The sequence below is a fragment of the Paenibacillus xanthanilyticus genome (assembly GCF_042682185.1).
Classification (GTDB): Bacteria; Bacillota; Bacilli; order Paenibacillales; family Paenibacillaceae; genus Paenibacillus_Z; species Paenibacillus_Z xanthanilyticus.
In genome coordinates this window covers 171,092-193,354 of sequence record NZ_JBHUHA010000001.1, presented here as the reverse complement: position 1 = coordinate 193,354, position 22,263 = coordinate 171,092, and the positions used below count along the sequence as shown (strand labels likewise).

General features: G+C 58.2%; 18 protein-coding genes. 5 read left to right on the top strand and 13 right to left on the bottom strand.

Annotated elements, in window-relative coordinates; genetic code table 11:
• Positions 1-161: 161 nt before the first annotated feature.
• Complete coding sequence (locus tag ACFSKT_RS00825; RefSeq protein ID WP_377719903.1) at positions 162-4,283, bottom strand: IPT/TIG domain-containing protein; 4,122 nt, start codon at positions 4,281-4,283, stop codon at positions 162-164.
• 362 nt (positions 4,284-4,645) lie between these two features.
• The gene (locus ACFSKT_RS00820) at positions 4,646-5,254 is read right to left on the bottom strand and encodes a YIP1 family protein (RefSeq protein WP_377719902.1); all 609 of its coding nucleotides are present in this window, start codon (positions 5,252-5,254) and stop codon (positions 4,646-4,648) included.
• A gap of 355 nt (positions 5,255-5,609) precedes the next feature.
• Between ACFSKT_RS00820 and ACFSKT_RS00815 the strand changes: the two genes are divergently transcribed.
• Together ACFSKT_RS00815 and ACFSKT_RS00810 are read left to right on the top strand one after the other, a co-directional pair.
• Complete coding sequence (locus ACFSKT_RS00815; RefSeq protein WP_377719901.1) at positions 5,610-6,638, top strand: lytic polysaccharide monooxygenase; 1,029 nt, start codon at positions 5,610-5,612, stop codon at positions 6,636-6,638.
• A 215-nt stretch (positions 6,639-6,853) separates the two neighbouring features.
• The gene (locus tag ACFSKT_RS00810) at positions 6,854-7,186 is read left to right on the top strand and encodes a DUF2512 family protein (RefSeq protein WP_377719900.1); all 333 of its coding nucleotides are present in this window, start codon (positions 6,854-6,856) and stop codon (positions 7,184-7,186) included.
• 227 nt (positions 7,187-7,413) lie between these two features.
• On the opposite strand, the gene ACFSKT_RS00805 is transcribed toward ACFSKT_RS00810, so the two are convergent.
• Both ACFSKT_RS00805 and ACFSKT_RS00800 read right to left on the bottom strand, forming a co-directional pair.
• A complete protein-coding gene (locus ACFSKT_RS00805) occupies positions 7,414-8,145 on the bottom strand; it encodes a PIG-L deacetylase family protein (RefSeq protein WP_377719899.1) in 732 nt (243 codons plus the stop codon).
• A 234-nt stretch (positions 8,146-8,379) separates the two neighbouring features.
• Complete coding sequence (locus ACFSKT_RS00800; RefSeq protein ID WP_377719898.1) at positions 8,380-9,864, bottom strand: glycosyltransferase; 1,485 nt, start codon at positions 9,862-9,864, stop codon at positions 8,380-8,382.
• 208 nt (positions 9,865-10,072) lie between these two features.
• Here ACFSKT_RS00800 and ACFSKT_RS00795 point away from each other — a divergent pair, with 208 nt between their 5' ends.
• On the top strand, positions 10,073-10,636 hold the full coding sequence (locus tag ACFSKT_RS00795; protein WP_377719897.1) for a nucleotidyltransferase family protein: 564 nt from the start codon (positions 10,073-10,075) through the stop codon (positions 10,634-10,636).
• A 164-nt stretch (positions 10,637-10,800) separates the two neighbouring features.
• Here the strand turns inward: ACFSKT_RS00795 and ACFSKT_RS00790 are convergent, their stop codons facing one another.
• Positions 10,801-13,500, bottom strand: a complete 2,700-nt coding sequence (locus ACFSKT_RS00790) for an OmpL47-type beta-barrel domain-containing protein (RefSeq protein WP_377719896.1) — start codon at positions 13,498-13,500, stop codon at positions 10,801-10,803.
• Positions 13,501-13,913: 413 nt separating this feature from the next.
• Between ACFSKT_RS00790 and ACFSKT_RS00785 the strand changes: the two genes are divergently transcribed.
• Together ACFSKT_RS00785 and ACFSKT_RS00780 are read left to right on the top strand one after the other, a co-directional pair.
• Positions 13,914-14,351: an HIT family protein gene (locus tag ACFSKT_RS00785; protein ID WP_377719895.1), complete on the top strand. Its 438-nt coding sequence runs from the start codon at positions 13,914-13,916 to the stop codon at positions 14,349-14,351.
• Between the two features lie 54 nt (positions 14,352-14,405).
• Entirely contained in the window at positions 14,406-15,698 is a 1,293-nt protein-coding gene (locus ACFSKT_RS00780; protein WP_377719894.1) for an arsenic transporter, read from the top strand.
• Between the two features lie 87 nt (positions 15,699-15,785).
• Here the strand turns inward: ACFSKT_RS00780 and ACFSKT_RS00775 are convergent, their stop codons facing one another.
• The 8 genes from ACFSKT_RS00775 to ACFSKT_RS00740 form a co-directional block, all read right to left on the bottom strand.
• A complete protein-coding gene (locus ACFSKT_RS00775; RefSeq protein WP_377719893.1) occupies positions 15,786-16,499 on the bottom strand; it encodes a CTP synthase C-terminal region-related (seleno)protein in 714 nt (237 codons plus the stop codon).
• Between the two features lie 103 nt (positions 16,500-16,602).
• Positions 16,603-17,055, bottom strand: coding sequence for a hypothetical protein (locus ACFSKT_RS00770; RefSeq protein WP_377719892.1), 453 nt, complete (start codon positions 17,053-17,055; stop codon positions 16,603-16,605).
• A gap of 173 nt (positions 17,056-17,228) precedes the next feature.
• On the bottom strand, positions 17,229-18,110 hold the full coding sequence (locus tag ACFSKT_RS00765; protein ID WP_377719891.1) for a hypothetical protein: 882 nt from the start codon (positions 18,108-18,110) through the stop codon (positions 17,229-17,231).
• The gene (locus tag ACFSKT_RS00760; RefSeq protein WP_377719890.1) at positions 18,111-18,491 is read right to left on the bottom strand and encodes a response regulator; all 381 of its coding nucleotides are present in this window, start codon (positions 18,489-18,491) and stop codon (positions 18,111-18,113) included.
• A 77-nt stretch (positions 18,492-18,568) separates the two neighbouring features.
• Positions 18,569-19,489, bottom strand: a complete 921-nt coding sequence (locus ACFSKT_RS00755; RefSeq protein ID WP_377719889.1) for a methyl-accepting chemotaxis protein — start codon at positions 19,487-19,489, stop codon at positions 18,569-18,571.
• Positions 19,490-19,707: 218 nt separating this feature from the next.
• The gene (locus tag ACFSKT_RS00750) at positions 19,708-20,793 is read right to left on the bottom strand and encodes a cysteine peptidase family C39 domain-containing protein (protein WP_377719888.1); all 1,086 of its coding nucleotides are present in this window, start codon (positions 20,791-20,793) and stop codon (positions 19,708-19,710) included.
• A gap of 30 nt (positions 20,794-20,823) precedes the next feature.
• A complete protein-coding gene (locus ACFSKT_RS00745) occupies positions 20,824-21,966 on the bottom strand; it encodes a radical SAM protein (RefSeq protein WP_377719887.1) in 1,143 nt (380 codons plus the stop codon).
• A 24-nt stretch (positions 21,967-21,990) separates the two neighbouring features.
• Positions 21,991-22,257 carry a phosphopantetheine-binding protein gene (locus ACFSKT_RS00740; RefSeq protein ID WP_377719886.1) on the bottom strand — a complete coding sequence of 89 codons (267 nt, stop codon included), beginning with the start codon at positions 22,255-22,257 and terminating at the stop codon, positions 21,991-21,993.
• Positions 22,258-22,263: the final 6 nt, after the last annotated feature.

Sequence of the window (22,263 nt, the reverse complement as noted above, 5' to 3'; positions counted from 1 at the left end):
TGTTATTTATATAAACAATATACATCATCGTTTGTTTGCATTCAACCTTCTTTTGCCCAACCTAATGAACCTACCGCCAACTGGCCAAGACAACCCATGCTTCAACAACAAGAAACCCCATCCCTGGTGGGATGGGGCATGAAACCGGCTGAGATTCGGCATTAATTGAAGCTTAACGTATCGACGTTCAAGTCCAGGCTGTTCCAGTCCGGAACCGCGACGACCAGATCGTGATTCTCCGGTAAATGAATGTCGGCCAGGTGGCCGTTCTGCGGCTGATTGGACGCCTTGTCGAGCACGAATGCCTTGACGTCGACCGTCTTGATGCCGCTGCGGTTGCCGACGCGCACGAGCGACAGCTCGGGGGAGAGCGTGATATCGAGATCGTCCGTGGGACCGCCGCCAATGCCTTGCACCGCGATCGCGCGCACCTGCTCGCCCACTTGGCGGGAGAGCGTCAACGTGAAATTCTTTTCCGCGCCCGGCGAGAACCGGATTTGCGAATAATCGGCGTTGGCGGACAACACGTCCTCCTGGCCGAGCTGGGTAGATACGCCGGAGATGACGACGGTCAAGCCATTCGGCAGAATGGAGTTGTACGTGTACGTGCCGCTACCCGTTCCGACCACTTTACGCGTGAGCGGGACGTTCTCCGGCAGCAGGTATGCGCCCTTGACGAGGTAGCACGGGTGGCTGTCCGGAATATCGGCGCGAATCTGATTGCCGAACCGGCCCGTCGTGAGACCGTTCTCGTCGGCGATCTGCAGGTCGGCCGGCGAGAGCAGGAAGTCGACGACAAAGCGGGTCAGTCCGAGCGGTCCGCTGAACGGCAGGTCGTGATCGGCAAGCAAATATTGGCCGTTGGTCATCGTGCCGAGCGTAATGCCGTCCGCGCTGCTGAACTGGATGTCCGTTCCGCCGTTGAAGTAATCGAAGTGCAGCTGCCCGTTCACAACCTTGAACACGACGCGGCAGTTCTTCGATGCCGGCTCGTTGCAATCCCAGACGAACATCTCGACGCCGTCCAGACTCGTGATCGTCGTCGTGCCGTCAGGCGACAGCTTCGGTCCCAGATGGCCGACGGGGTAGACGAACTTGTACGGCATGACACAATGTGAACTCGCCAGTTTGTCCGTGTAGCCGGCATCCCATACCGCGCCGGATGGGATGAAGAACAGCAGCGGCGCGTTGTTCCGGTCCAACCCGCGCACGAAGGCCGACTCGATCTCGCGGCCGGTCTTCTCCACCCGCGCGACGCCTTCGCGTCCTTGATCATGGAAGTGGATCAAGCTCTCGCGGCTGAGCAGTCGACCGTGAATCGCCGTCAGGAATTCGTGCAGTCCTGTCTTGGTCAGCGTGTTCGTATCGTTCTTGCCCTGCCAGAAGTTGTCGGCGACGAGCGCGGCCATCGACGTGCAGAAGCCGGTCGCCAGCCCCCCCTTGTCCTCTCCGTTCAAGAAGTGCTTATAGAAGGCGAAGAACGCCGTCGTCAGAATCGGATGCCCGAATACCGGATCCGAAATCTCGTGGATGACCTCCGCCGTCCCGAATGTATCCTCGAACGTGCCCCAGCTCGGAATGCCGTCCTTGAAGTTATCGAACGGCAGATTGTGCTGGCCGAATTTGAACGGAATCTCCATGATGCGCGGAATCGAAGCCGTTCTGCCGCTGCTGAGCAGGCCGTCCGGATTGCGCACCTGGAGCGTCACGGTTCCGCCCGCGCTGCCGCCTCCGCCCGTATCCGGCATGACGAAGGCAAGCGTCTTCTTGTCGGCGACGATCGCCGGCACCGCCGAACCGTTCACGAGCACCGCCGCGCCGTTCACGAAAGCTCTGCCCTTGAGTATAATGTTGGTTCCCGGCGTCAGCACGCCTGAGAACGGATCCAGCTGCGGCTTCACCCGCACGGTCAGCCGGTTGCTCTCGGTCCCATCTTGTCGAATCACATACGCCGTCTTCGCGCCGCCGGTCTCCTCGAGCGGAACGGTCATCGATAGACTCTCGTCCGCGTTGACGGTCGGCACCATCAGCTGACCGCCGAACATGACGCGGTCGTTGCTCGTAAAGTGACTGCCGCGCAGCGTCAGCTTGTCACCGGGGAACGGCTGAGCTGGAGTGATATCCGTCAGCCACGGGCGCTCCAATAGATCCTCCCACGCGTCCTCGGTAAATTCGAAAAATGCGATACTGCCGTCCAGTCCTTCGTAGGCGGCATCCGTACCCGCGCGGCCCGGCTGTCCTTGTGCGCCCGCATGGCCGTTGCGCGCATCCTTGCACGTCTCGCCGACGCCGCTCCGGCCGCCCGCGCCGCCCAAGCCCCCGGGCCCTCCGTCGCCGCCGCGGCCGCGCTGGCCGCCTTGGTTCTTCAGCTTGAATGCTTTGTTAGTGACCGTCGATTCGAGTGTGCCGTCCAGCACGCCAATCGTGATATTGCCGGCTCTGCCGCCGTTGCCGCCTTTGCCGCCCCGACCGCCGTCGCCGCCATCGCCCCCATCTCCGCCGTCGCCCGGATCCTCGGAGCAGTGCCAGCCGAACAGCCACCAACGCTCCCCGACCTGACCGTCCGCGCCGTTGCCGCCGCGTCCGCCGCGCTGTCCTTGGCCGCCCTTGCGGCCGTCTTCGCCGTTCAGGTCGATGTTCGGCATCGCGCTCATGTTCTTGACCCAAATCTCGAGATGAGGCGCCGGCGCTCCCTTCGCGCCCTCGATCCCGATATCGCCGTTACGTCCGTCTTCCCCGTTCAAGCCGTCGCGCGAGCCCGCCTTCGTGTGGATACCCGAATAGTTCCTTCCGTTAAGATCCGGATTGTCCAGCCTTGGCGGCGTTGATCCCCCGGGTCTGCGCCAAGAGATCTTGGCATTATTGCCGCAGATAATCTGCTCCGCGATGATGTAGCAGGTCGTAACGTTGGGCTCGATGACGAGCTCCGTCTCCGTCAAGTCCAGCGTATTGGCGATAATAACGGCGCTCGAGACCGGGATCGATTTCAGCGAATAGGTCTGAACCGGCGGCGCGTTCAAGGTCGGCCATTGGCCCGGGCTGCGCGATTCCAGCTTGCTGACGATGGCGTTGTCGCGAATCTCGAGCAGGTCGCGGTCGGTATTCAACAGATCGCCGATATTCGTCGGCGGCTGGTTGCGCTTGATTACCGGCAGCTCGCGCAATACGGCGGTCGGAATGGCGGCTGTGGTCCTTCTGCCGGCAACAATGCCGGGTGCAGGCGCCGCAGCGCCCCCGATGGATGCGGGCTGGGCAGCCGAAGAAGTCGCGGCCGAGGCGATCGCGCCGGGTACGCCCTGCGCAATCACTTGCGGACGCGTTGGAACCGGAGCCGGAATATAGCGTCTCAATACCTGCGCGCTGTTACGGTTGACGAGGTATTTGGCCAAGCTCTCGCGTCTTGTACCAGGATTTGCTCCCGCCACGAAGTTCTCGGCCACCTTCTTCCAGTCGATTGCATTGCCGCTGCTTTTGCGAGGAGCGACGATGACTTTGCCTGGCGTCAGCACGGTCTTGTTGACGATCTTAAGGGTGACGAGATCGGTAAGCTTATCTACTCCGGCTGCGTTCATAATATCCTTGATTGGCTGCAGCTTCGCCCGGCTCGCGTCCGGCAGCCAGTTAATTTTAATATCCGACAAGCCTGTCGCTTGTTTCACTTGCTGTTCCAGCTGATGGGCTCTCGCCTGCTTGGCGGCCAAAGCTTGCCCGGATACCGCCCCTTGCTTGATCTCGACGTTCGCGATTCGGCCGGTATAGGCATAAACTTTCCCATCAATGCCAGCCCCGACCTTGAAGCCCAGCGCGCCGACGTTTTTGAGCGGGCCCGGAATGAGCCTCGAGCCGACGGTTTTATCGTCAATCTGCAGTTCCGTATTCCCCGCATCATCGCGCAGCATCCGTACGCGAACGGTTACGCGTCCTTTGATTAGCGTCGCACCGCTGTCGACCGATACCCATCCGGCCGCCGTATGGACCGAGCCGACCAGCTTCCCGTTCGCTTCGATGAACAACGCGACGGACGGGCTTTGCGCTTCGATGATGTTCTGTCGCGTTCCGCCGACGGCGTCCGGCGTAATCGTCGCTTCCAGCGTGAAGGCCTGAAGATTGTCCAAGTCTTTGTTGCGCGCCAGCTCGATACAGCCCTTGTCCAGCCGAAAGCCAAGCTCCGCCTCGAGTGGTCTTGCGTTGACGAGCCGCGTGACCGCGATGCCTTTGACCGATCCGTCGTAGGCCCCCTCCCTATCGTTCTTCAGCAGAAATAACGTCGTGCCTTTCTCCATCTCTATCAACCTCCCATTTGGTTTCTGACTGACGGGATGGCCAGCTTCGGAATATTCGCGTGCCAGCTGGAATTAACAAACACTATGCGATATGAATAAATATTCCAGTGAGAGAATATCACATGGCGCTTCGGCGGAGTATCCTTCCGGCGGCATGCTGGGTGGTTGTATCGTTTCTCCTAACAACGCCCGGCAGCCCTTGTCGGAATGTGCCAAAGCATCGGGACAGGAGCGTCTTTAGCTGCATGACGCGATGCCGCGACAACCAAACAAAGCTTGCTTTAGCCAACAAAAATAGGCATGCCCGGTATCATCGGATACCGGGCATGCCTGTTGCTAGCGTTTATTAGCGAAACGAAAACCTATAGATTGAACAACAGAATAATGAGCGTCACGACCAGCACGAGCACGATCGTCAACAAGATGCCGGCAATTATCCCGCACAGCAGCGATTTCCAGACGCTGAACCGATGCGCTTCGGCGATGGAGAGAATGCTGATGCCGAGCATCCAGATGCCGAGCACGATGGTGAGACCGCCGAAGAAAAGACCGATCGCCGTGCCGCCGGGAGTCATCAGATTCGGTATGCTGACGACCCCTGCGAGAATGGCTGGCATGTAGTTCCCCCGCAGGATGGCCGTGCGAATTTCCCAGGATTGCCCTTGACCGCCGATCCAGCCGCCGACCTTCGCGATCAGCCAGCCGAAGAAATAGACGCCGAGGATGCCGCCGATGGCTCCGGAGATCATGGCCGCGATGGCAAGCGCCACCGGCGGCATATCCTGCAGACGCGGATTCGTCGAATATTCGACGATCGCGCTCATGATTCCCGCCACGATCGACAGCGGCACGAGATGGCGCTGCGGCTGCGCGGAATCCAGGAAAGCGCGAACCGTCGCGCGCGGCCGGATCCATATGGCAAGCCATGGGTTAAGCGAGCCCGTACGAGGGCCGGATGAATGTTGTTCCACTAGTCGTTCTCCTTACGATGATAAGTATAGTAACTCCGTTCATCTTAACGATTCCGAACAGGCAATGCAATCCGTTCTCGATGAACTACGTAAGGAGCGTCCTGGGGTTTCGGTAATCCAGGCAACAATTCATGCCAACCAAATCAGCGCACTTCAGAGCATCCATTGAAATCTGTAATAAATAGTTAATTTGTATAAAATGTTGTAATTGTGGCATTTGTAAAGGTGAGCTATGATTAAAGGGCAACAAATTGTATCACCCTTTCAACCAGCCGGAAGGGAGGTGAACATCTTCTAAATCCCGTTTGGAAGCGCTTACCGCTTGTCCAACCCAAATGACTAAGGAGGAAGATGGATGACGATTAGTTTGCCGAATCAACTGTTTTGGAGAAAGATGGCCCTGGTGGGCGGATCGATGCTCTTAATGGCGGTCCTCTCGCTGATCCTGGTTCAAAAAGCTTCCGCTCACGGATACGTCGACTCGCCTGCAAGCCGTGCGATCCAGTGCAAGAACGGCACGAACGTCGATTGCGGCGCCATCGTATACGAGCCTCAAAGCTTGGAAGCGCCTAAAGGCTGGCCGAACGCAGGCCCTGCGGACGGCAAAATTGCGAGCGCGGGCGGCGCATTCCCGAAACTCGACGAGCAATCGTCCACGCGCTGGAACAAGGTCAACATTCAAGCCGGTCCTAAGCAGTTCACATGGAAACTGACCGCGGCGCACGCCACGGCAAGCTGGAAGTACTATATTACGAAAGACGGCTGGAACCAAAACGCCCCACTTACCCGCGACTCCTTCAACCTGACGCCGTTCTGCACCGAGCTGAAGAACGGTACTCAGCCTCCATTCACGTACACGAGCAACTGCAACGTTCCTGCCAAATCCGGGTATCATGTCATTCTCGCCGTATGGGAAATCGCCGACACGGCCAATGCCTTCTACAATGTCATCGACGTCAACTTCACCGGCGGCACGACGCCTACCCTCGGCACGCCGACCGGCCTGACGGCTTCCGGCATCACGAACACGAGCGTCACGCTGTCCTGGAATGCCGTTAGCGGCGCAACAGGCTACGAAATCTACCGCAACAACAGCCTGGTCGGCACTTCTACGTCCGCTTCCTTCACGAACTCGGGCTTGACATCAGGCACGACATATTCGTACACCGTCAGAGCGACCAATAGCAGCGGCGCCTCGAACTTATCCGCCGCGCTATCCGTCACCACGACGGGAACGTCCACGCCGCAGTATCCGGCCTGGAGCGCCACGACCGTCTATGTCGGCGGCAACAAAGTCACCTACAACGGCAAAGTTTACGAAGCAAGATGGTGGACACAGGGCGAAACGCCTGGCGTGGCCGAAGTGTGGAAGCTGATCCCTTAATTCGTTAAAGGTTCGAAAAGACAGGCCCGGAGGAAACTCCGGGCCTGTTTCGCGCGCGAACGTTCGCTATGAATCGTTCGCGTACAGAGCAGCCGTCCGCTAGCTGGATCGTCAAGCAAGGGGGGCCATGTTGGAATTCGTGGGGAAATGATGATTAAAAGGCAGGCGGTTGCGGCAACTTAAGAGGGATCACCTGGTAAAGGAGCCCTCCGCATATGTCGAAGTTTGTGTTTAAATGGTTGGTCAACGGCGGGATCGTCATTGCGCTGCTCATGTACTACACCGATGCGACGCTGCTCGAAGCCGCGCTGGCCGCGACCGGACTTACGGTAATCGCTTATTTGATCGGCGATCAACTTATTTTGCGCAAGACGAACAATACGGTTGCGACCATCGCCGATTTCGGTCTTGCCATGGCGTATCTATACGTCGTCGCGGATTATTTGGACTGGAATCTGTCGATGGGCGAGGCATTCTTTATTTCGCTCATGTTGGGCGCGTTCGAGTTCGTGTATCATCGATATATGCTTCGGGAAGAAGCATACTGAACCCGGACAACGCGAGACCTATAACGAACAAGAACAAGGGGGAGCCGGCTGGCTCCCCCTTGTTCTTGTTCGCGGGTCGATGGGGCTGCCGGTTGCCGCGTCTTCGACACTGCAGAATCAGCGATTCGTACCGCTCGGATTCGCCTGGGAGATCGGCGCTCGTGCAAGTACTCATTCTCTGGCCGCCAACTCTTGCCGCTTCACTTCGTGCCTCCTTATCCTTCTCGTTAACCGCTTTGTTCCGGAATGACTGGGTGCGGCAGCCCAAGCGACGCTCTCGCCCGCGTTTCCGATATCTCCGGCCACCACGCGCCGCTCTCCCAAGCGAGCGCGAACGCTTCGTAACGTCTTTCCGGCAGACAATCCGACAGATCGCCGAAATACCGCTTTATCGCCTCGATTTGCGAATCATGGGCGCGCAGGGCGTCCGCCTTGATTGGCCAGAGGGGCAGCGTATCGATCGTTACAGCTGGGGTTCGGCCTTCCTGCGCCAGCGAATCCGAGAAGACATAATATAACTGCCGAACCGAGCTGCAATGCCCTTCCACGACCGCCTTGGTAACGATTCGCGAAATCGCCCGATGATCCTGGTGTCCGTTGCCGCCATCAGGCGGGAACGTAAACACGGCTGAGGGCTGCACCTGATTGATCGCCTCCGCCACTTGCTGCACAAACCATGCTTCGTCCGTCTCTTGCAGACGGCCATCCGGCAAGCGCAGGAAGCGCGAATCGGCGATGCCGAGTATTTTCGCGGCAGCGGCCATCTCTTGCTCCCGCAGCGTGCCGAGCTTCTCGCGCGTCCAATCGCGGTAAGCGCCGTTCTTTTGACCCGCATCGCCGCTAGTCGCCAGCAGCAGCGCCGGAGGGAAGCCTTCGTCGGACAGCGTCCGGATGAGCCCCGCGCTAAGGAAAGTTTCATCATCGGGATGGGCATAGCAGAACATTACGGAAGTGGTCATTAGCGAGCACCATCCTTTCGTTTATTTGGCGCCTAGACGCCTTCATCTACTATCTGCTCGTCTCTCTCTTCTATTCGCGCCATGCTATCTCCTGCCCCGACTTGTTGCGTATCAAGCAGGGCGCCATGGCTAACCTCATCGGATCGCTCCCGCTGGGCGGTCAACGGCCGTTTGCCGCGAATGCTCAAAGAAGACCGCCTTAACAGGCGATCTTCTCTAACGCTGCGATGCGATTTAGTCCTCCGCAGCTTGCCCCGCGGGCATGGGCTGCTTGTCGGAATGCCCGTCTTCGCCGGTTCGATTCTCCATCGTGATCACTCTTCTGGGAGGCGGTCCGTTCAATTCCAACACCCTGGTCGATTCCATCCTCGCCAATTCGACGACCGTCAGCTTGTTGGCAGCGGCCGACTTGCGGATCAGCTCGATATCCGACCAATGCTGGCCGTCGAGCCAATTGATGACCGAATTGTATTCCTCGGTAAAGAGCAGGATGACGCGTCGGCCGATTCGCGACGCTTCCTTCAACAGCCGCATGGCGAAGCGGCCCGGGAACGCGCGTATATAATCGGTAATGACGACGGTGTCGAACGCGTTGTCCGCGAACGGCGTGTGCAAGCCCAGTAAATAATGCATGCGCACGTCAGGCAGTCTGCGGCCAAGCGGACCGATGACGTTCGGATTTTGCAGGAAGACGTCGGTCACGCCCGCGCCTTGAATGAAATACGCCAGATCGGAGCCGATCAGCGCGGTGCGGGTCTCTTCGCGCAGCATTGCGCCCAGCATGCCCAGCAGCTCGCCGCAGTACCCGGGCACGATCTCCATGAGCGACATCGAATGGAAGCGGGCAAGCACGTGGTTATAGTACGGACCCGGATAGAGCTGAAAAAACTCCGTGTCGAATTCGTACCGTTTCTGATGCTGCAGCATGAGGTTTTTGCCGTTATTGATCCGCTTGTTGAGCACCTCTTGCACGGATGATTCCTTCGGGCTAAAATGCGGCAGATGCAGCGCCGGCGCTTCGCTATCCGCGATAATGCGCGCGCCGAGCTTGTAGAGTCGATACGAAAGGTCGGTATCCTCCGCTCCCCAGCCCAGGAAGGCCTCGTCGAACCCGCCCGCAGCCTGCACGAACGTCCGATTCACCGTGTAGCAGCCGGACCAGCCGAGCGTCCACGGGGCGGCAAGCTTATTCAGGTCATGATCCGCCAGCTGGAACAGTCCCTCGCGGTTGTCGAGCCACTCCGGCAGCGCGAGCAATCGCCGCGTAATGTCGGTCATATTGTCCGGCGTCAACTCGTCCAAGACGGTCAGATCGTGCTTGCCCGGCTCCACCCACATGCCCATCATATAATGATAAATGTTCAGCTTCGGGTGGGGATGCTCGTCCATTATACGGTACAAATTGCGAATGAAATGGTTCGGGAGGAGCATGCTCGTATCGAGAAACATCACCATTTCGCCCGTGCTCTCCGCGAGCCCGAGATTGCGCGCCCGGGAGCGGCAGGAACGTTCGTCGCGGGCGCGGTACACATATTTCAGGTGACGAATTCGGCGACGATACGTCTCATAGACGCCCTTCGTGCCGTCCTCCGAGCCGTCGTCGACGATAATCGTCTCGTAAGAATTCGGATCGACGTCCTTTTGCGCGGCAATGTAATCCAGCGTGATGGCAAGCAGCTTCTCCCGGTTATAGGCCGGAATAACAATAGATAGTTTCATCATTCACCTCGTTCATATTGATCAAGCGTCGCTTAGTGGCGGCTGCGATTCCCCTCTCAATAATGGATTGACCTTCCTTATTTTACTAGAAAATGGGGAAAGTAACTACCCGTTCTACGTCATTTTTTGCTAGAATCTCGTATTTTTATCCCCAAGCCCGTATGATTAAGAACAACCATTCCCTATCAGAATCGGAAAGGAGAACGATATGCGCGACGAACAATGGGTTGCGAACCTCATCGAAGACGATCGCTGGATGATGGACATTTTGAGAACGGTTCAATCGCTGGCATTGCCCGACTGCTGGGCGTGCGCTGGCTTCGTCAGAGCTAAAGTATGGGACGCGCTGCACGGGTTCGGGACGCGCACGCCGATGCCCGATATCGACGTCGTCTATTTCGACCCGGCCTGCACGGACGAGCAAGCGGAGAAACGATGGGAGGCCCGCCTGGCCGAGCTGCTCCCCGGACAGCCGTGGTCGGTAAAGAACCAAGCCAGGATGCATCTGGTCAACGGACTTCCGCCTTACGCTTCCACCGAAGACGCGATCTCGAAATTCCCGGAGACCGCGACCGCGCTCGGCGTTCGACTGGACCATGACGGCCGCGTCGTCCTGACCGCTCCCTGCGGCGTGCAGGACTTGCTCGATCTCGCCGTTCGGCCAACGCCTCTCTATCGGACGGATGAGAAGCTTGTCCGCGTCTATGCGCAGCGGCTTGCGAAGAAGAATTGGCAAGCGATATGGCCTCGCGTTACGATCGAAATTCCATAAGCCGCGAGCAGGAATGCTCCCCTGCTGACCTGTACGCGATCTGCTAACCCACACCCTGCTGCTGACCTGCTCGCGAACGAATTCTCCCGCGCGACATTAAGAAAGAACCCGCGGCTGCCGCCGCGGGTTCTTTTCTCTGCTCGCATGTTGGGTGATGATCCGCCTTATTTCACGGTTTCTTTGTTCCCCGCATGGTCCATGCTGTAGAATTCGATGCTGAGGTTGTTCGTCGACGCAGCGGCTTCGAACGGTGAGGTATACGCGTTCCACGCGCCGCCGTTGACGCGGTAATAGGTATGCTTCACGCCGGAGCCGGATGCGGCGTCTTTGGCAGCAAGTGTCCACGTGTACCCTTTGATGTACTTCACGCCGCCCTTCGTTGCCCAGACAGGCGTCACTTTGTACGTCGTCGTCGGAGCGGCCGTGTCGACCTTCAGCGTGACGGTCTTCGCGTTCTCGGCATTGCCTGCGTTATCGCGGCTGTAATACGCAATATGATACGAGGACGAGCCGGATAGGCTGAACGGACCGGCGTACGGCTTCTCCGTGCCGCCGTTCACTTTGTAGTATGTGCCGGCAACGCCTGAGCCGGACGGTTCGTCGGATGCGCTCAGCTTCACTTCAATCGCGTTCGCGCGATACCACTCCGCAGCCGGCGCGTCGTTCGCCAGCAGTACAGTGACCGGCGCCGTCTGGTCGGTATCCTTGATCGCGAAGCTAAGCGAGACTGACTTCTCGTTGCCGGCATGGTCGGTCGCCGTCAGTTCGATCGTATGCTGTCCGCTGCCGCTTATCGCCGGGAGCGTCCCTTCGTCGTCGCTCACGACGACGGCTGCGTCGCCATCGATGGAATAGCTGACTTGGCGAACGCCGGCCGCATCATCCACCGCCGTGAAGCTCGCTTCAACGGCCCCCGTGTAGCTTTGGCCGGACTGGACTCCAATGAGCGTAACGGCTGGAGCGCCCGTATCCGTCGGAGTCAGGCCAACGTCGAGATCCGTAACCGGAGGCGGGATGTCGACGACGCGGCTCGTCGCCGTCGCGAAGCCTGGCCGACTGACGACGACACGGTACGAGCCCGCGGCGGCGTCCCATCCGTAACGGCCGTCGGCGCCCGTCACCTGCGGATTCGTCACCGGCATGAATTGGCCCGGATACGCCTCTTCGTTCATGTTGACCCATGTGTTCAGCAGCGGATCGCGATATTGCAGCGTGACCGTTGCGCCAGGCAGCTTCCAATCCGTGCCCTTGGCTTCGTTATAGATGAATCCGCTCGGGTCGATGAGCGTGATCGGGAATTCCAACACCGGACCGGTCGTATTGTCCGGATAGCGAGGCGTAATCGCAACGCTGAGCGGCGCCTCCCACAAGCCGACCTGACTAGGCGTGAACGTATGCGACCAGTCCGTGCCGTTGTCCGAGGTCAATTCGGCTTCGTACACGTCTCCGTCGGCATCGCTGACGCGCAGCGACACGCCCGATGCTTGCGGGCTATCGAAGCTGGCCGAGATCGTCAGCGGACTCACCCGTCCCGCGACCGGCGTGCCATCGGACGTCGTTCCTTGACCGCCGCCGATGGACACGTTCGGCGGCACGACCGGCGCCAGCGCCTCTACCTCGTACTCGGCGGTGGCGAACGGCTCGGTCGCCCCGTCTTCGAACGCGCGGACCGTAACGCCGTAAGTGCCGGCGACCGACGCCTTCAGCTTCCAATCCGTCTGCACCGTCTGTCCAGGCTCGACCTGGCCGACCGCTTGCTCGGCGGCCGTGCCGTCCAGCACGAGACCGGCATCCGGCTCGATCTGCAGACGGACATGGTCAAGCGCCTCGGCCGTGCTGTTCGACAGGTACGAGATTAGCTTGAACGGATTCGTCTGCCACTCGTCATAAGATAGCGACTTGCGACCGCTCAGCACGAGCGAGCTTTCGCCGCCGACGCCCGGGCGTCCGTAGTACGTCGTAATGATTCGCTGTTCGCCCGGTGCCAACGTATCCGGGTTCCACCACATGCCTACCGCGCTGTCGCCGGTCTCCCGGCCTTCCGATATCGAATAGTCCCAAAGCGTATCATCCATCGTGCTCCAGTTGGCGATCGTGAAGCGGTCCGGCGTCGTAGCGTCCCTGCCCTCCATGGAATACTGGGCGCTGTAACCCGGAATGTTGAAATCGTTGAAAACTTGCCAGAAAGCGGGAACATCGCTGCCCACGTAATCCCGCTCGTAATTGACGGACTCCACCCCGCTGGCCCCAGGCACCTTGAATGGCGCGGCGTCGTTGCCCGCTACCATCGTATCGATCAGGAGACGCAGCCCTACTTCATGCTCCGTTTCGCCCGTATTGGTGATGACGTAGCGAATCTGCAGGGCATCGGGAAGCCCGGTTGCCGGGTTAACGCCGGCGCTCAACACTTGACGTACCGTCACGTCTCCCGTTTTCCACACGGAATCGTTCGCCGTCAGCGATTCGTTGTTGGCCGGCGGCGCGAGAAATTCGCCAGTGGACCAATCGCCGTAGACCATTTCTTGGCCATCGATCTTCAGCGACGTAAATGAGGTGCCGGGATTGGACGGCCAGTTGTAGACGATGTTGAACCAGCCTTCGCTCTCCGTATGTTTCAACGCGGCGTTGAAGCGGCCGGTATTGTCGACCTGCGCTTGCACGAAAGCGTTGCCGATATTATTCTCGATGAACAGCGGCGGCTCCGCGAAGGCGCGAAATTGCCCCGATGATGACGGGAACGGTCTCTCCTTGGGTGCGGGCTCCGCGGATGAATCCGCGCCGAAGGCAGCCCCGGGAATCAGAGCCGAGCATGCGACCAGCAGCGCGAGCGCACCGGACAATCGTTTCTTGGACATCGCTTGCATGAATAGTGGGCCTCCTTTATCGAACTAGGACAACGAAATACGAACTGCGCGTTACGACCTGCGCCGGATCCCCCCGTTCATCGTAGAACTCTATCCTTCCAATTCCCGCAACAAAAATTGGGATAGGTTTCCAAAACAATACAGATTGTATCATTGGATATTGGGTCAGGCAATTACTTTGAAAGAAATTAATACTGTGTTCGATTTGTTAGCCGTTATATGTAGGGAACGGAGAAGATATCGTGCGAAAATTCATTTACCAACCGTCTCCCTCGTTTAAAGTTTACAGATTCAAAATAATAATTAGTTGACCCCTTTTTCGATACGTTATGTATCTATGAAATCTTAGATTGCCCAACCTCTTCGGCATTCGTTATACTAGATTTCAACTTTCTTATTTAGGGGATATGAACATGCCGATCGATTGCTTGGGATGCAGAATCGCGAACGGATCGGAGCCGGGCGTACAAATCGTGTATGAAAATGAATGGCTTGCGTGCGTGCTCGATATCGCGCCGTTCAACGAGGGGCATCTGCTCATTCTGCCCAAGCGGCACGCTCTCGACGTGGAGGAGATGGAATTGTCGACGTCCTATGCCATTATGGAGGCATCGCGAATGCTATCGGTCGCCTTGAAGCGCGCTTTTCGACCGGATGGCATTACGATCTGCCAGAACGGCGGTCGATTCAACGATCTCGGACACTACCATATGCACCTCATCCCGAGATACGAAGGCGACGGCTTCGCATGGAGCGACCCGCTGCATCCGCACGGAGCCGGTCAGCGCCTTAGCCAAACGAGAGCGCTGCTGCGCGACGTGCTGCGCGAGCAAGGCGGCCGCCTTCCATGAGGAAGAAGCTTACCTCGCAGCCCCCATTATCTTGCGATTAAAGAGAGGTTCATCATGCTGGCAATTGCTTCGATCGTCTTCATCATTACGCTCGCGCTTGTCATCTGGCAACCGCGCGGGCTCGGCATCGGCTGGTCGGCCTCCGCCGGCGCGGCCGCCGCGCTGCTGCTCGGCGTAGTCGATTGGGCCGACGTCTGGGACGTCACCCGCATCGTCTGGAACGCGACCCTCGTCTTCGTCGCGATCATCTTATTCTCGCTCATTCTCGATGAGATCGGCTTCTTCGAGTGGGCGGCGCTGCATATGGCGCGATTCGCGGGCGGTAGCGGAAGGCGGATGTTCGTGTACGTCATCCTGCTCGGCGCCGCGGTATCGACGCTCTTCGCCAACGACGGCGCTGCGCTCATTCTGACCCCGATCGTGCTGGCGATGGTCCGCGCGCTGAAGTTTGACGACCGGATGATTTTGCCGTATATCATGGCCAGCGGATTCATCTCGGATACCGCCTCGATCCCGCTCGTCATCAGCAATCTCGTGAACATCGTATCCGCGGACTTCTTCGATATCTCGTTCGCCGAATACGCCGGCCGGATGATCGTGCCGACGTTCTTCTCTGTCGGTGCCAGCCTGCTCGTCCTCTATCTCTTCTATCGGAAGCAGATTCCGGCGGATTACGACGTGAACCATCTGCGTCAGCCAAGGGAGGCCATCAAGGATCCGCGTCTATTCAAGCTGTCCTGGTATGTGCTCGGCATCCTGCTGATCGCCTATATGTTCAGCGAGACGGTGCATGTTCCCGTCTCATTCGTGGCCGGCGCGGCGGCGATCGCGTTCCTGCTCCTCGCCCGCAAGAGCGAGGCGGTACCGACTTGGAAGCTGGTGAAAGGCGCGCCGTGGACGGTCGTCGTCTTCTCCATCGGCATGTACGTCGTCGTCTACGGCCTGCGCAACGTCGGATTGACGGACAAGCTCGGCGCGCTCTTCCAAGCCGTCGGTGAACAAGGCCTGTTCATCTCGACGGTAGGCGCGGGTTTCATTGCCGCCCTATTGTCCTCCGTCATGAACAATATGCCGACTGTCATGATTAACGCGCTCGCCATTCAAGGAACAGAGACCGAAGGGCTCATTCGCGAATCGCTCGTCTATGCCAACGTCATCGGTTCGGATCTCGGACCGAAGATGACGCCGATCGGTTCACTCGCCACCTTGCTGTGGCTGCACGTCCTGTCCGGCAAGGGCGTGCGAATCAGCTGGGGCTATTATTTGAAAGCGGGTATCGTATTGACCGTGCCGACCTTGTTCGTCACGCTGACCGGACTCTATATCTGGCTCAAAGTAATGGGATAGCATCAACCAAGAAAAGACGCCGGGCTTCCGGCCTCGCCTCGGCGAGGACCGGAAACCCGGCGTCTCTTCGTTGATGTTACGTTCAAACTAACCCCATTCATTGCGCCTTCGGTCCCGCGCCGCCCGGATGAACGCCCGGATAAGCGGATGCGCCACGCCCTTGAACGCCGAGCGCTCCGGCTGGAACAGCATGCCGATCATGAACGGATGCGATGGAAGCTCCATGATTCGCGTCGTCCCTTCCGTATCGACCCCCGAGATGCGCAATCCCGCGGCCTCCAGCCGTTCATTATAAGCCGGGTCCGGACCGTAATTGCATGTGCCGTATTGTTCGACCGTCTCGCTCGCGCCGTAGGTGGCAGCCGTGAGAGATCCCGTCGTCAGGCGAAACACGTTCGTCTGCTCGCTGACGGAGCAGCTTAGCGGCGCGACGAGAACGACCGAAGCCTCCGGATTGATCTCGGCATGATCCGCGTCCGTCAGGCCCGCGACGTTCCTTGCGAACTCGATGACCATATGCTGGAATCCGCCGCACGTGCCTAGGAAAGGAATCCGCTGCTCCCGTGCGTATTGAATGCCGTTCAGCGCGCCCCTCATGCTCTTATAGGGACTGGCCGGTACGCACCACAGCCCGTCAAAGTATCTCAGCTTCTCTTCTGCCATCTCGTCCAACGACGTCGTCGGAATCCACTCGACTTCTACTCCCACGCCGATATCTTCGGACGCCAGCCGGATTGCTTCCGGTATGGCCCGATGCGCCACTACCTCTTCGTTATAATCGCCGATCAACCCGATTTTCATTGCGCTGCCCGCTCCTCTCGATCGTTTGTCTGTCGATTCCTTGCTTGCCATAAAATTGAAGTATAGCGATGAAGGATCCCGGACGTCAACAAAAAAAATCCTCCTAGGATAAGGAGGATTCGATCCATTTACGCAGGCTTTCGCTGTCCCGCCTGGACATCTTTCCATATAAACTGCGTCCTTCGACTACGACCTCGTAGCTTCGGCCGTTGGTCGACAACCAGATGGCGAACGTCTCCCGAACGCCCGTACTCGTACCGACGATTTTCAGATCCGGCGGTCGCGACATCGAGACTTCCGCGTTCTCCCACGGTACGGCCTCCATCCACGCCACGAACTGCTGCACCTTGCCCGGATCCGTAGTCTCGGCAACGGCCGGATATCGGCCGGGGTGCTGGTTGTCCGGCCTGCCCAGCTCCAGCTTATGGATCGCGCTTGCGTTCGTTTCGCTTAAACTCGCCGTTGCCTCGACCGCGCCTGCCGGGACGCCGTCGCTGCATCCCGTCAGGATCGCTCCTAGAAGCAAGAGCATGCCGGCTCTAGGGACCTTCTTCATCCGAAACCTCCTCTCGATGATATGCGATATAAGAATGGACGTCCGCGCATTCGCAAAGGTTGCCTCGATGGCGCATGTAGGAACGATGAAAACGAACGAAGGCCGCCTCTCACCTTCTAGTACAAGGGGAAGCAGCCTTTCATACCTTAACGTCTGCGTGACGGATCCATCCCTCAATCGACGGATAGCACCAGCTCGAACGAAATATCGGTCAAATACACCGTGATGAGCAGCCCCGACTTGATGACCGGCAGCGCTGCGTTCCGGCTCACTTCCTGCGGGGACAGCTCCAGCTCGACGCCGTGATTGGACATGGTGACCAAGAACAGCCCGTTGTGCAGATTCAAGAATTCGCCGACCGACGCCTCGGCCATCTCGTCCGGGGCTGCGAATGCCTCCTCGGCATAGGCGGAGGCCAGCCGCAGGAACGCCTGTTCGCTCATCGAGAATCCGGTCGTCAGCCTCGCTTGGCCGGAGATCCGCTGCAGCACCAGCCAATCGCAATGGTAGTCCCGCGGAATCGCGTTCACTTCCATGAACAGCTGATCGTCGATAAAGCGGATCATGTTTTTCGCGAATAAGGACAAATACTGCCGATACCACTCGTTTTCTTTGGTGTTATCCAGCTTGAGCAGCGTCGAGACGAGCACGTCGATATCGCCCTTCTTGATCGCATCGAACTGCTCATCGGAGAGGTAATTCTCGCGCTTGTACTGCTCCAGCGCCTCCTGGAATTGCTCGAGCGTCAACGTGCCCTGATCGATCAGCGCCTGCCCGAGGACGAGATGGCTTTCCTTCTGCGCGGACAAAAGCTCGCCGAGCTGCTGTTCGGTCAACAGTCCTTGCTCGATCGCGATTTCGCCGAAGCGCTTGTCCATCGTCGCCTGCAGCTGGTTGATCTCGTCCGCCTGCGCCGCGCTCATGTATCCCGCATTGACCGACAGCACCCCTAGTTTGACCCGCGTGGACTGCAGCTGCTCGAGCGCCTCGTGAAGCTGCGGCAAGGAGACCAGGTCCCGGTTCAGCAGATAATGGCCGAAATATTGCGTAAACATCTAGCGATCCCCCCTGCTCGACGCCTTCTCCATGACACGCTTGATCGCCTCGGCCGATAGCGGCTTCTGCACGAAATCATACGCCCCCAGCTTGATCGCTTCCTTCAAATTGGTCTGCGTGCCGACGGAAGACGCCATGATGACCTTCGTCTCCGGCAGCGCCTCGCGAATCTCCCGAAGCGCCTCAATGCCCGTCTTGACCGGCATGACGATATCCATGAAGACGATGTCCGGGCGGTAATCCAGGGCGATCGCCACAGCCTGTTCGCCGTCCAGCGCTTCATGAATGCGCGCGTAGCCGAGCGTCTCCAGCATTTCCCGGAGCTTCTTGCGTATCAATACGGAATCGTCGCAGATGACGATGGTCACATCCTGGTTCATCCTGCTGCTCCCCTTTGGTTTCTATTATGCGCCCTGCCATAGTTTGCTTCACTTGACTTCATTTCCATACCGCGAAATCATCTCGTTTTGACAAAAGACCTCCCTTGGTCGTCCAGATTTCTCGCTGCCTCCAGTATACTTTCGAAATCGCCGATTGCCTGCTTGATTCGCGTCTGGCTTTCCGCGACCGCTTCCTCCGTTCTTCGGGAACCGGCCCCGATCTTGACGACGTGGTCCGAGATTTCCTCCACGTTCTGATGAACCTCCTGCGCCGCATCCTGCACCTGCTTGGCGAGCGAACGCACTTCGCCCGCGACGATCGCGAAGCCCCGCCCGTATTCCCCGGCATGCGCGGCTTCAATAGCGGCGTTAAGGGCCAGCATATTAGTCTGCGCCGCAAAGTCGCGGATCGTCTGCACGATGCTGCGAATCGAGCTGGCCTGCTTCTGCAGCGATTGCACCAGCTGGGCATTGTCTTCCGACTCCGCCGCGATCCGTTCCACCGCCGACACCATATCTCTGCCGCGCGTCATGCCTTCCTCCGCCCGGGCGCGGAGCATCTCGGACAGGTGGCGCAGCTGGCTCGTCTCCCCGGTGGTTTTGTTTTCCCGGGTGGAGATATCCGTCGCGACTTTAAGAATGGCCTTCACTTTACCTTCCTGCATGACCGGCATATAGGACGCTTCCAGCCAGATCATCCGTCCGTCCTTGGTGACGCGCTTAATTTTCTCTTGATATCTCTTCCCTCCGCGAAGCTGGTTCCACATCTCCGCGTATTCGCGGCTCTCTGCGAATTCCCGCGCGACAAACTTTTTATGCGACATGCCGCGCAGCTCGTCGGTTCGGTAACCGATCGCGCTGGCGAACTTCTCGTTCGCCCACAGCACCGTACCTTGCAAATCGAATTCGATCATCGCCAGGGATTGTTCCAGGGCTGCCAGCACGGCACCTGGTTCGAGCACCTGCGTGCTACCCGCATGTTTAAAGGTATCGGCCATCGTGATCCTCCTTGTCCGTATGAATTCCATTATGATTCATCAAAACCTAACGAATAATTCCAGCCGCCCCAGAAACGAGCAGCCCTCTCGCGCGGCTGCCGGACGTCGGTGCGTCTTTCGATGACGGGATTCGATCGCTTGTACGCAAAAAAACAAGCCGCCGAGTTGGGATCGGCAGCTTGCCTTGGTCTTGCTTGGATACAGATCAAATGGAACCGTCAAGTCTGGGCACCCGCATAACGCCGCAAATCCGCAATTAGCTGCTCGCACGCTTCGCGTTCGACCTGTTTGATCACGGCGAGCGATGCGATGATTTTGTCCAGCGCGGCGTGGTTTCGGCTGAAGAAAAACTTCAGCAGCATATTGCGCATTTTGAACGTCTCCTGCTCCAGCCTTTGGAAGGCGTCCAGGTAAGGAAGCTCGCGGGCTACGATGCCGAGCTGCTGCAAATAGCCGATGCGGGCGAGCATCATTTTTTTGTGCTCCCACAGATTGTGCATCTGGCGGACGTCCAGGTTAATCCGATCTTCGCGGAGCAGGGCGTAATATTCGCCCAGCGCGTCATAGACGTCCACCCCCCAGCGGCCAGGCTCGGCGTTGCGGTACAGACGCAGCCGATCGCTGGTATTACGCGCGTTCACATAGTCGTCCAGCATATCGGCCATCAGCGCCACGTCCAGGTCGTACTTGCCGATTTTGAAATCATACTTGTAGGTCGCGTACTCTTCGGGCGCCACTTTGCGGCAGACCGAAATCGCGTTCTGTCGCGTATCCGCGTGGTATGCCGTATCGAACACGTCGAAATCGAGCTCGCGCAGCGTAAACTGACGGTTCCGGTCGAAGACGGCGTAGTGATAGACCCGCTTGGCCCGATCGTAGCCGTAGATGAAAATATCGTGCGTGAAATGATGCTCGCCGTACGCCAGCGTGAACGGAATATAGTACTCGTCGACGTAAGAGAAAAAGTAGAAGCCGCCGTCAATCTGGCGCTGGATGTAATCGTGGATGCTAATGTTGAACCGCTTCAATTCCGCCTTGTCCGACTGTCGGTACTCCAGCCAAGGCACGCTTCCGAAGATGATGAGCAGATCGGGAAAGAAATCCAGCCGGTATTCGTTCAAGTCGATGTAATGCTGCGAAATGTACATTTGCACGTAATTGGTATGAATCCACGGCCGGCATTCCTCGTAATTTTGCAAAATTCCGAGCACGAACGCATGCCCGAGAAAGCCGTATACGTCCGGCTGGGTGAACGGCAGCACGCGCCGCTCGAGCGACTGCACCGTTTCGACTGGCTGCGTCATGGGCTCCCCCTCTCTGAATCTAGCTTGAGATTAGAACGACTCCGCATCGGCGAACATGCGCGTGCATCGATTGCACATCAGCAGATTGTCTTCCCGAAGGTAATCCCGGAACGCCGTCGCGCGCTCGCCCTCCCACATGTCCTGGAACGAATTCTCGTAAATATTCCCGTACTTGTAATCCGGCAAATCCACGCACGGGTAGACGTCCCCCGTCCGGCGAATGACCATTTCGTGCCAAGGGGCCACGCATTTGGAGCGCTCGAATACGTTCTCGATATCGGTAAAATAGTCGTGGATATCGACGAAATGGGACGTATCGATCCCTTCCTCGGCCCACAGCTCCTCCAGGTCGCGCTTCAGCTCCAGCGTATCGATGCCGATGTCCTCTTCCACGAAGCCCTGCCAGGCCGGGGATACGTCGCAATTGAGATGCTCCTTCATCTGGTGGGCGTAGGCTTGTCCGCGCTCCGGCGTCGTGAAGAGCAGCGGCGCGAGGTTGACCGACAGGTCGCGGCGCTTCATCCACGGATTGCGCGAATCGTGCAGCACGACCGACTCGTTCGGGAACCGCTCGCGCAGCGCGCGCATGAAGTCCTTCACGGACTTGTAGTTGTACTTGGAGAGCACCATCGTGATGTTGATGAACGGGAACATTTTTTTGCGGCGGCGTTTCTCCTGAATAAGCGCGTCGATATTCTCGCAGATCGTCTTGAAGCTGCCTTTGCCCCGGATCGAGTCGTGGAATTCTTCCGGTCCGTCGATCGAGATGTTGAGCGCGACGATGTTCTCCATGATGAATTCGACGCGATTCTTGATCAGCGATCCATTCGTGAGGAGATAGATGTTCGCCTTACGGCTGCGCAGATAGGTCACCAGCTCGGTAAAATGCTTGTACAGCATCGGCTCTCCGCCGGTAATGATGACGCCAAGGTTCTTGTTATTCTCGGTCACTTCGCCCAAGAACCGCTTCAGCACGTCGATATCAAGCTGTTCGCGGATCGCGCGCTGCGGCTCATTGAGCGCCCATCCCGTCTCGCCCCAAATGTGGCAGAAGCTGCAGCGGTAATTGCACAATTCGGACGGGAACAAGGTGAGCTGCTTGATTTGCGGCTTCAGCTGACGAACGTGCTCCACGAGCGCGGTCCCGCCTAATCGTCCTGCTTTCGTTAGCATAGCGAACCCTCTTTCTATCGGATCTTAAAAACCGGATTGTTGGACATAGTTCAAAATGCTGTTGACGCTAGCGAAATGCCGGAAGTCGAGATCGTCGTCGTTCCACGTCAGGCCGAACTCCATCTCGGCGGCGATGACGAGCTTAATGAACGTCAGCGAATTGACGCCGAGCGCGGTCAAGTCCGCGTCCGGGTCGAGGTCATCGAGCATGGACGGATCGTCCACGTTGTCCCGGAGCATCGTGATGATGCGTTCTCTAAGCTCCTCTTGCTCTTGAATTTCCGTCGTCATTATGAA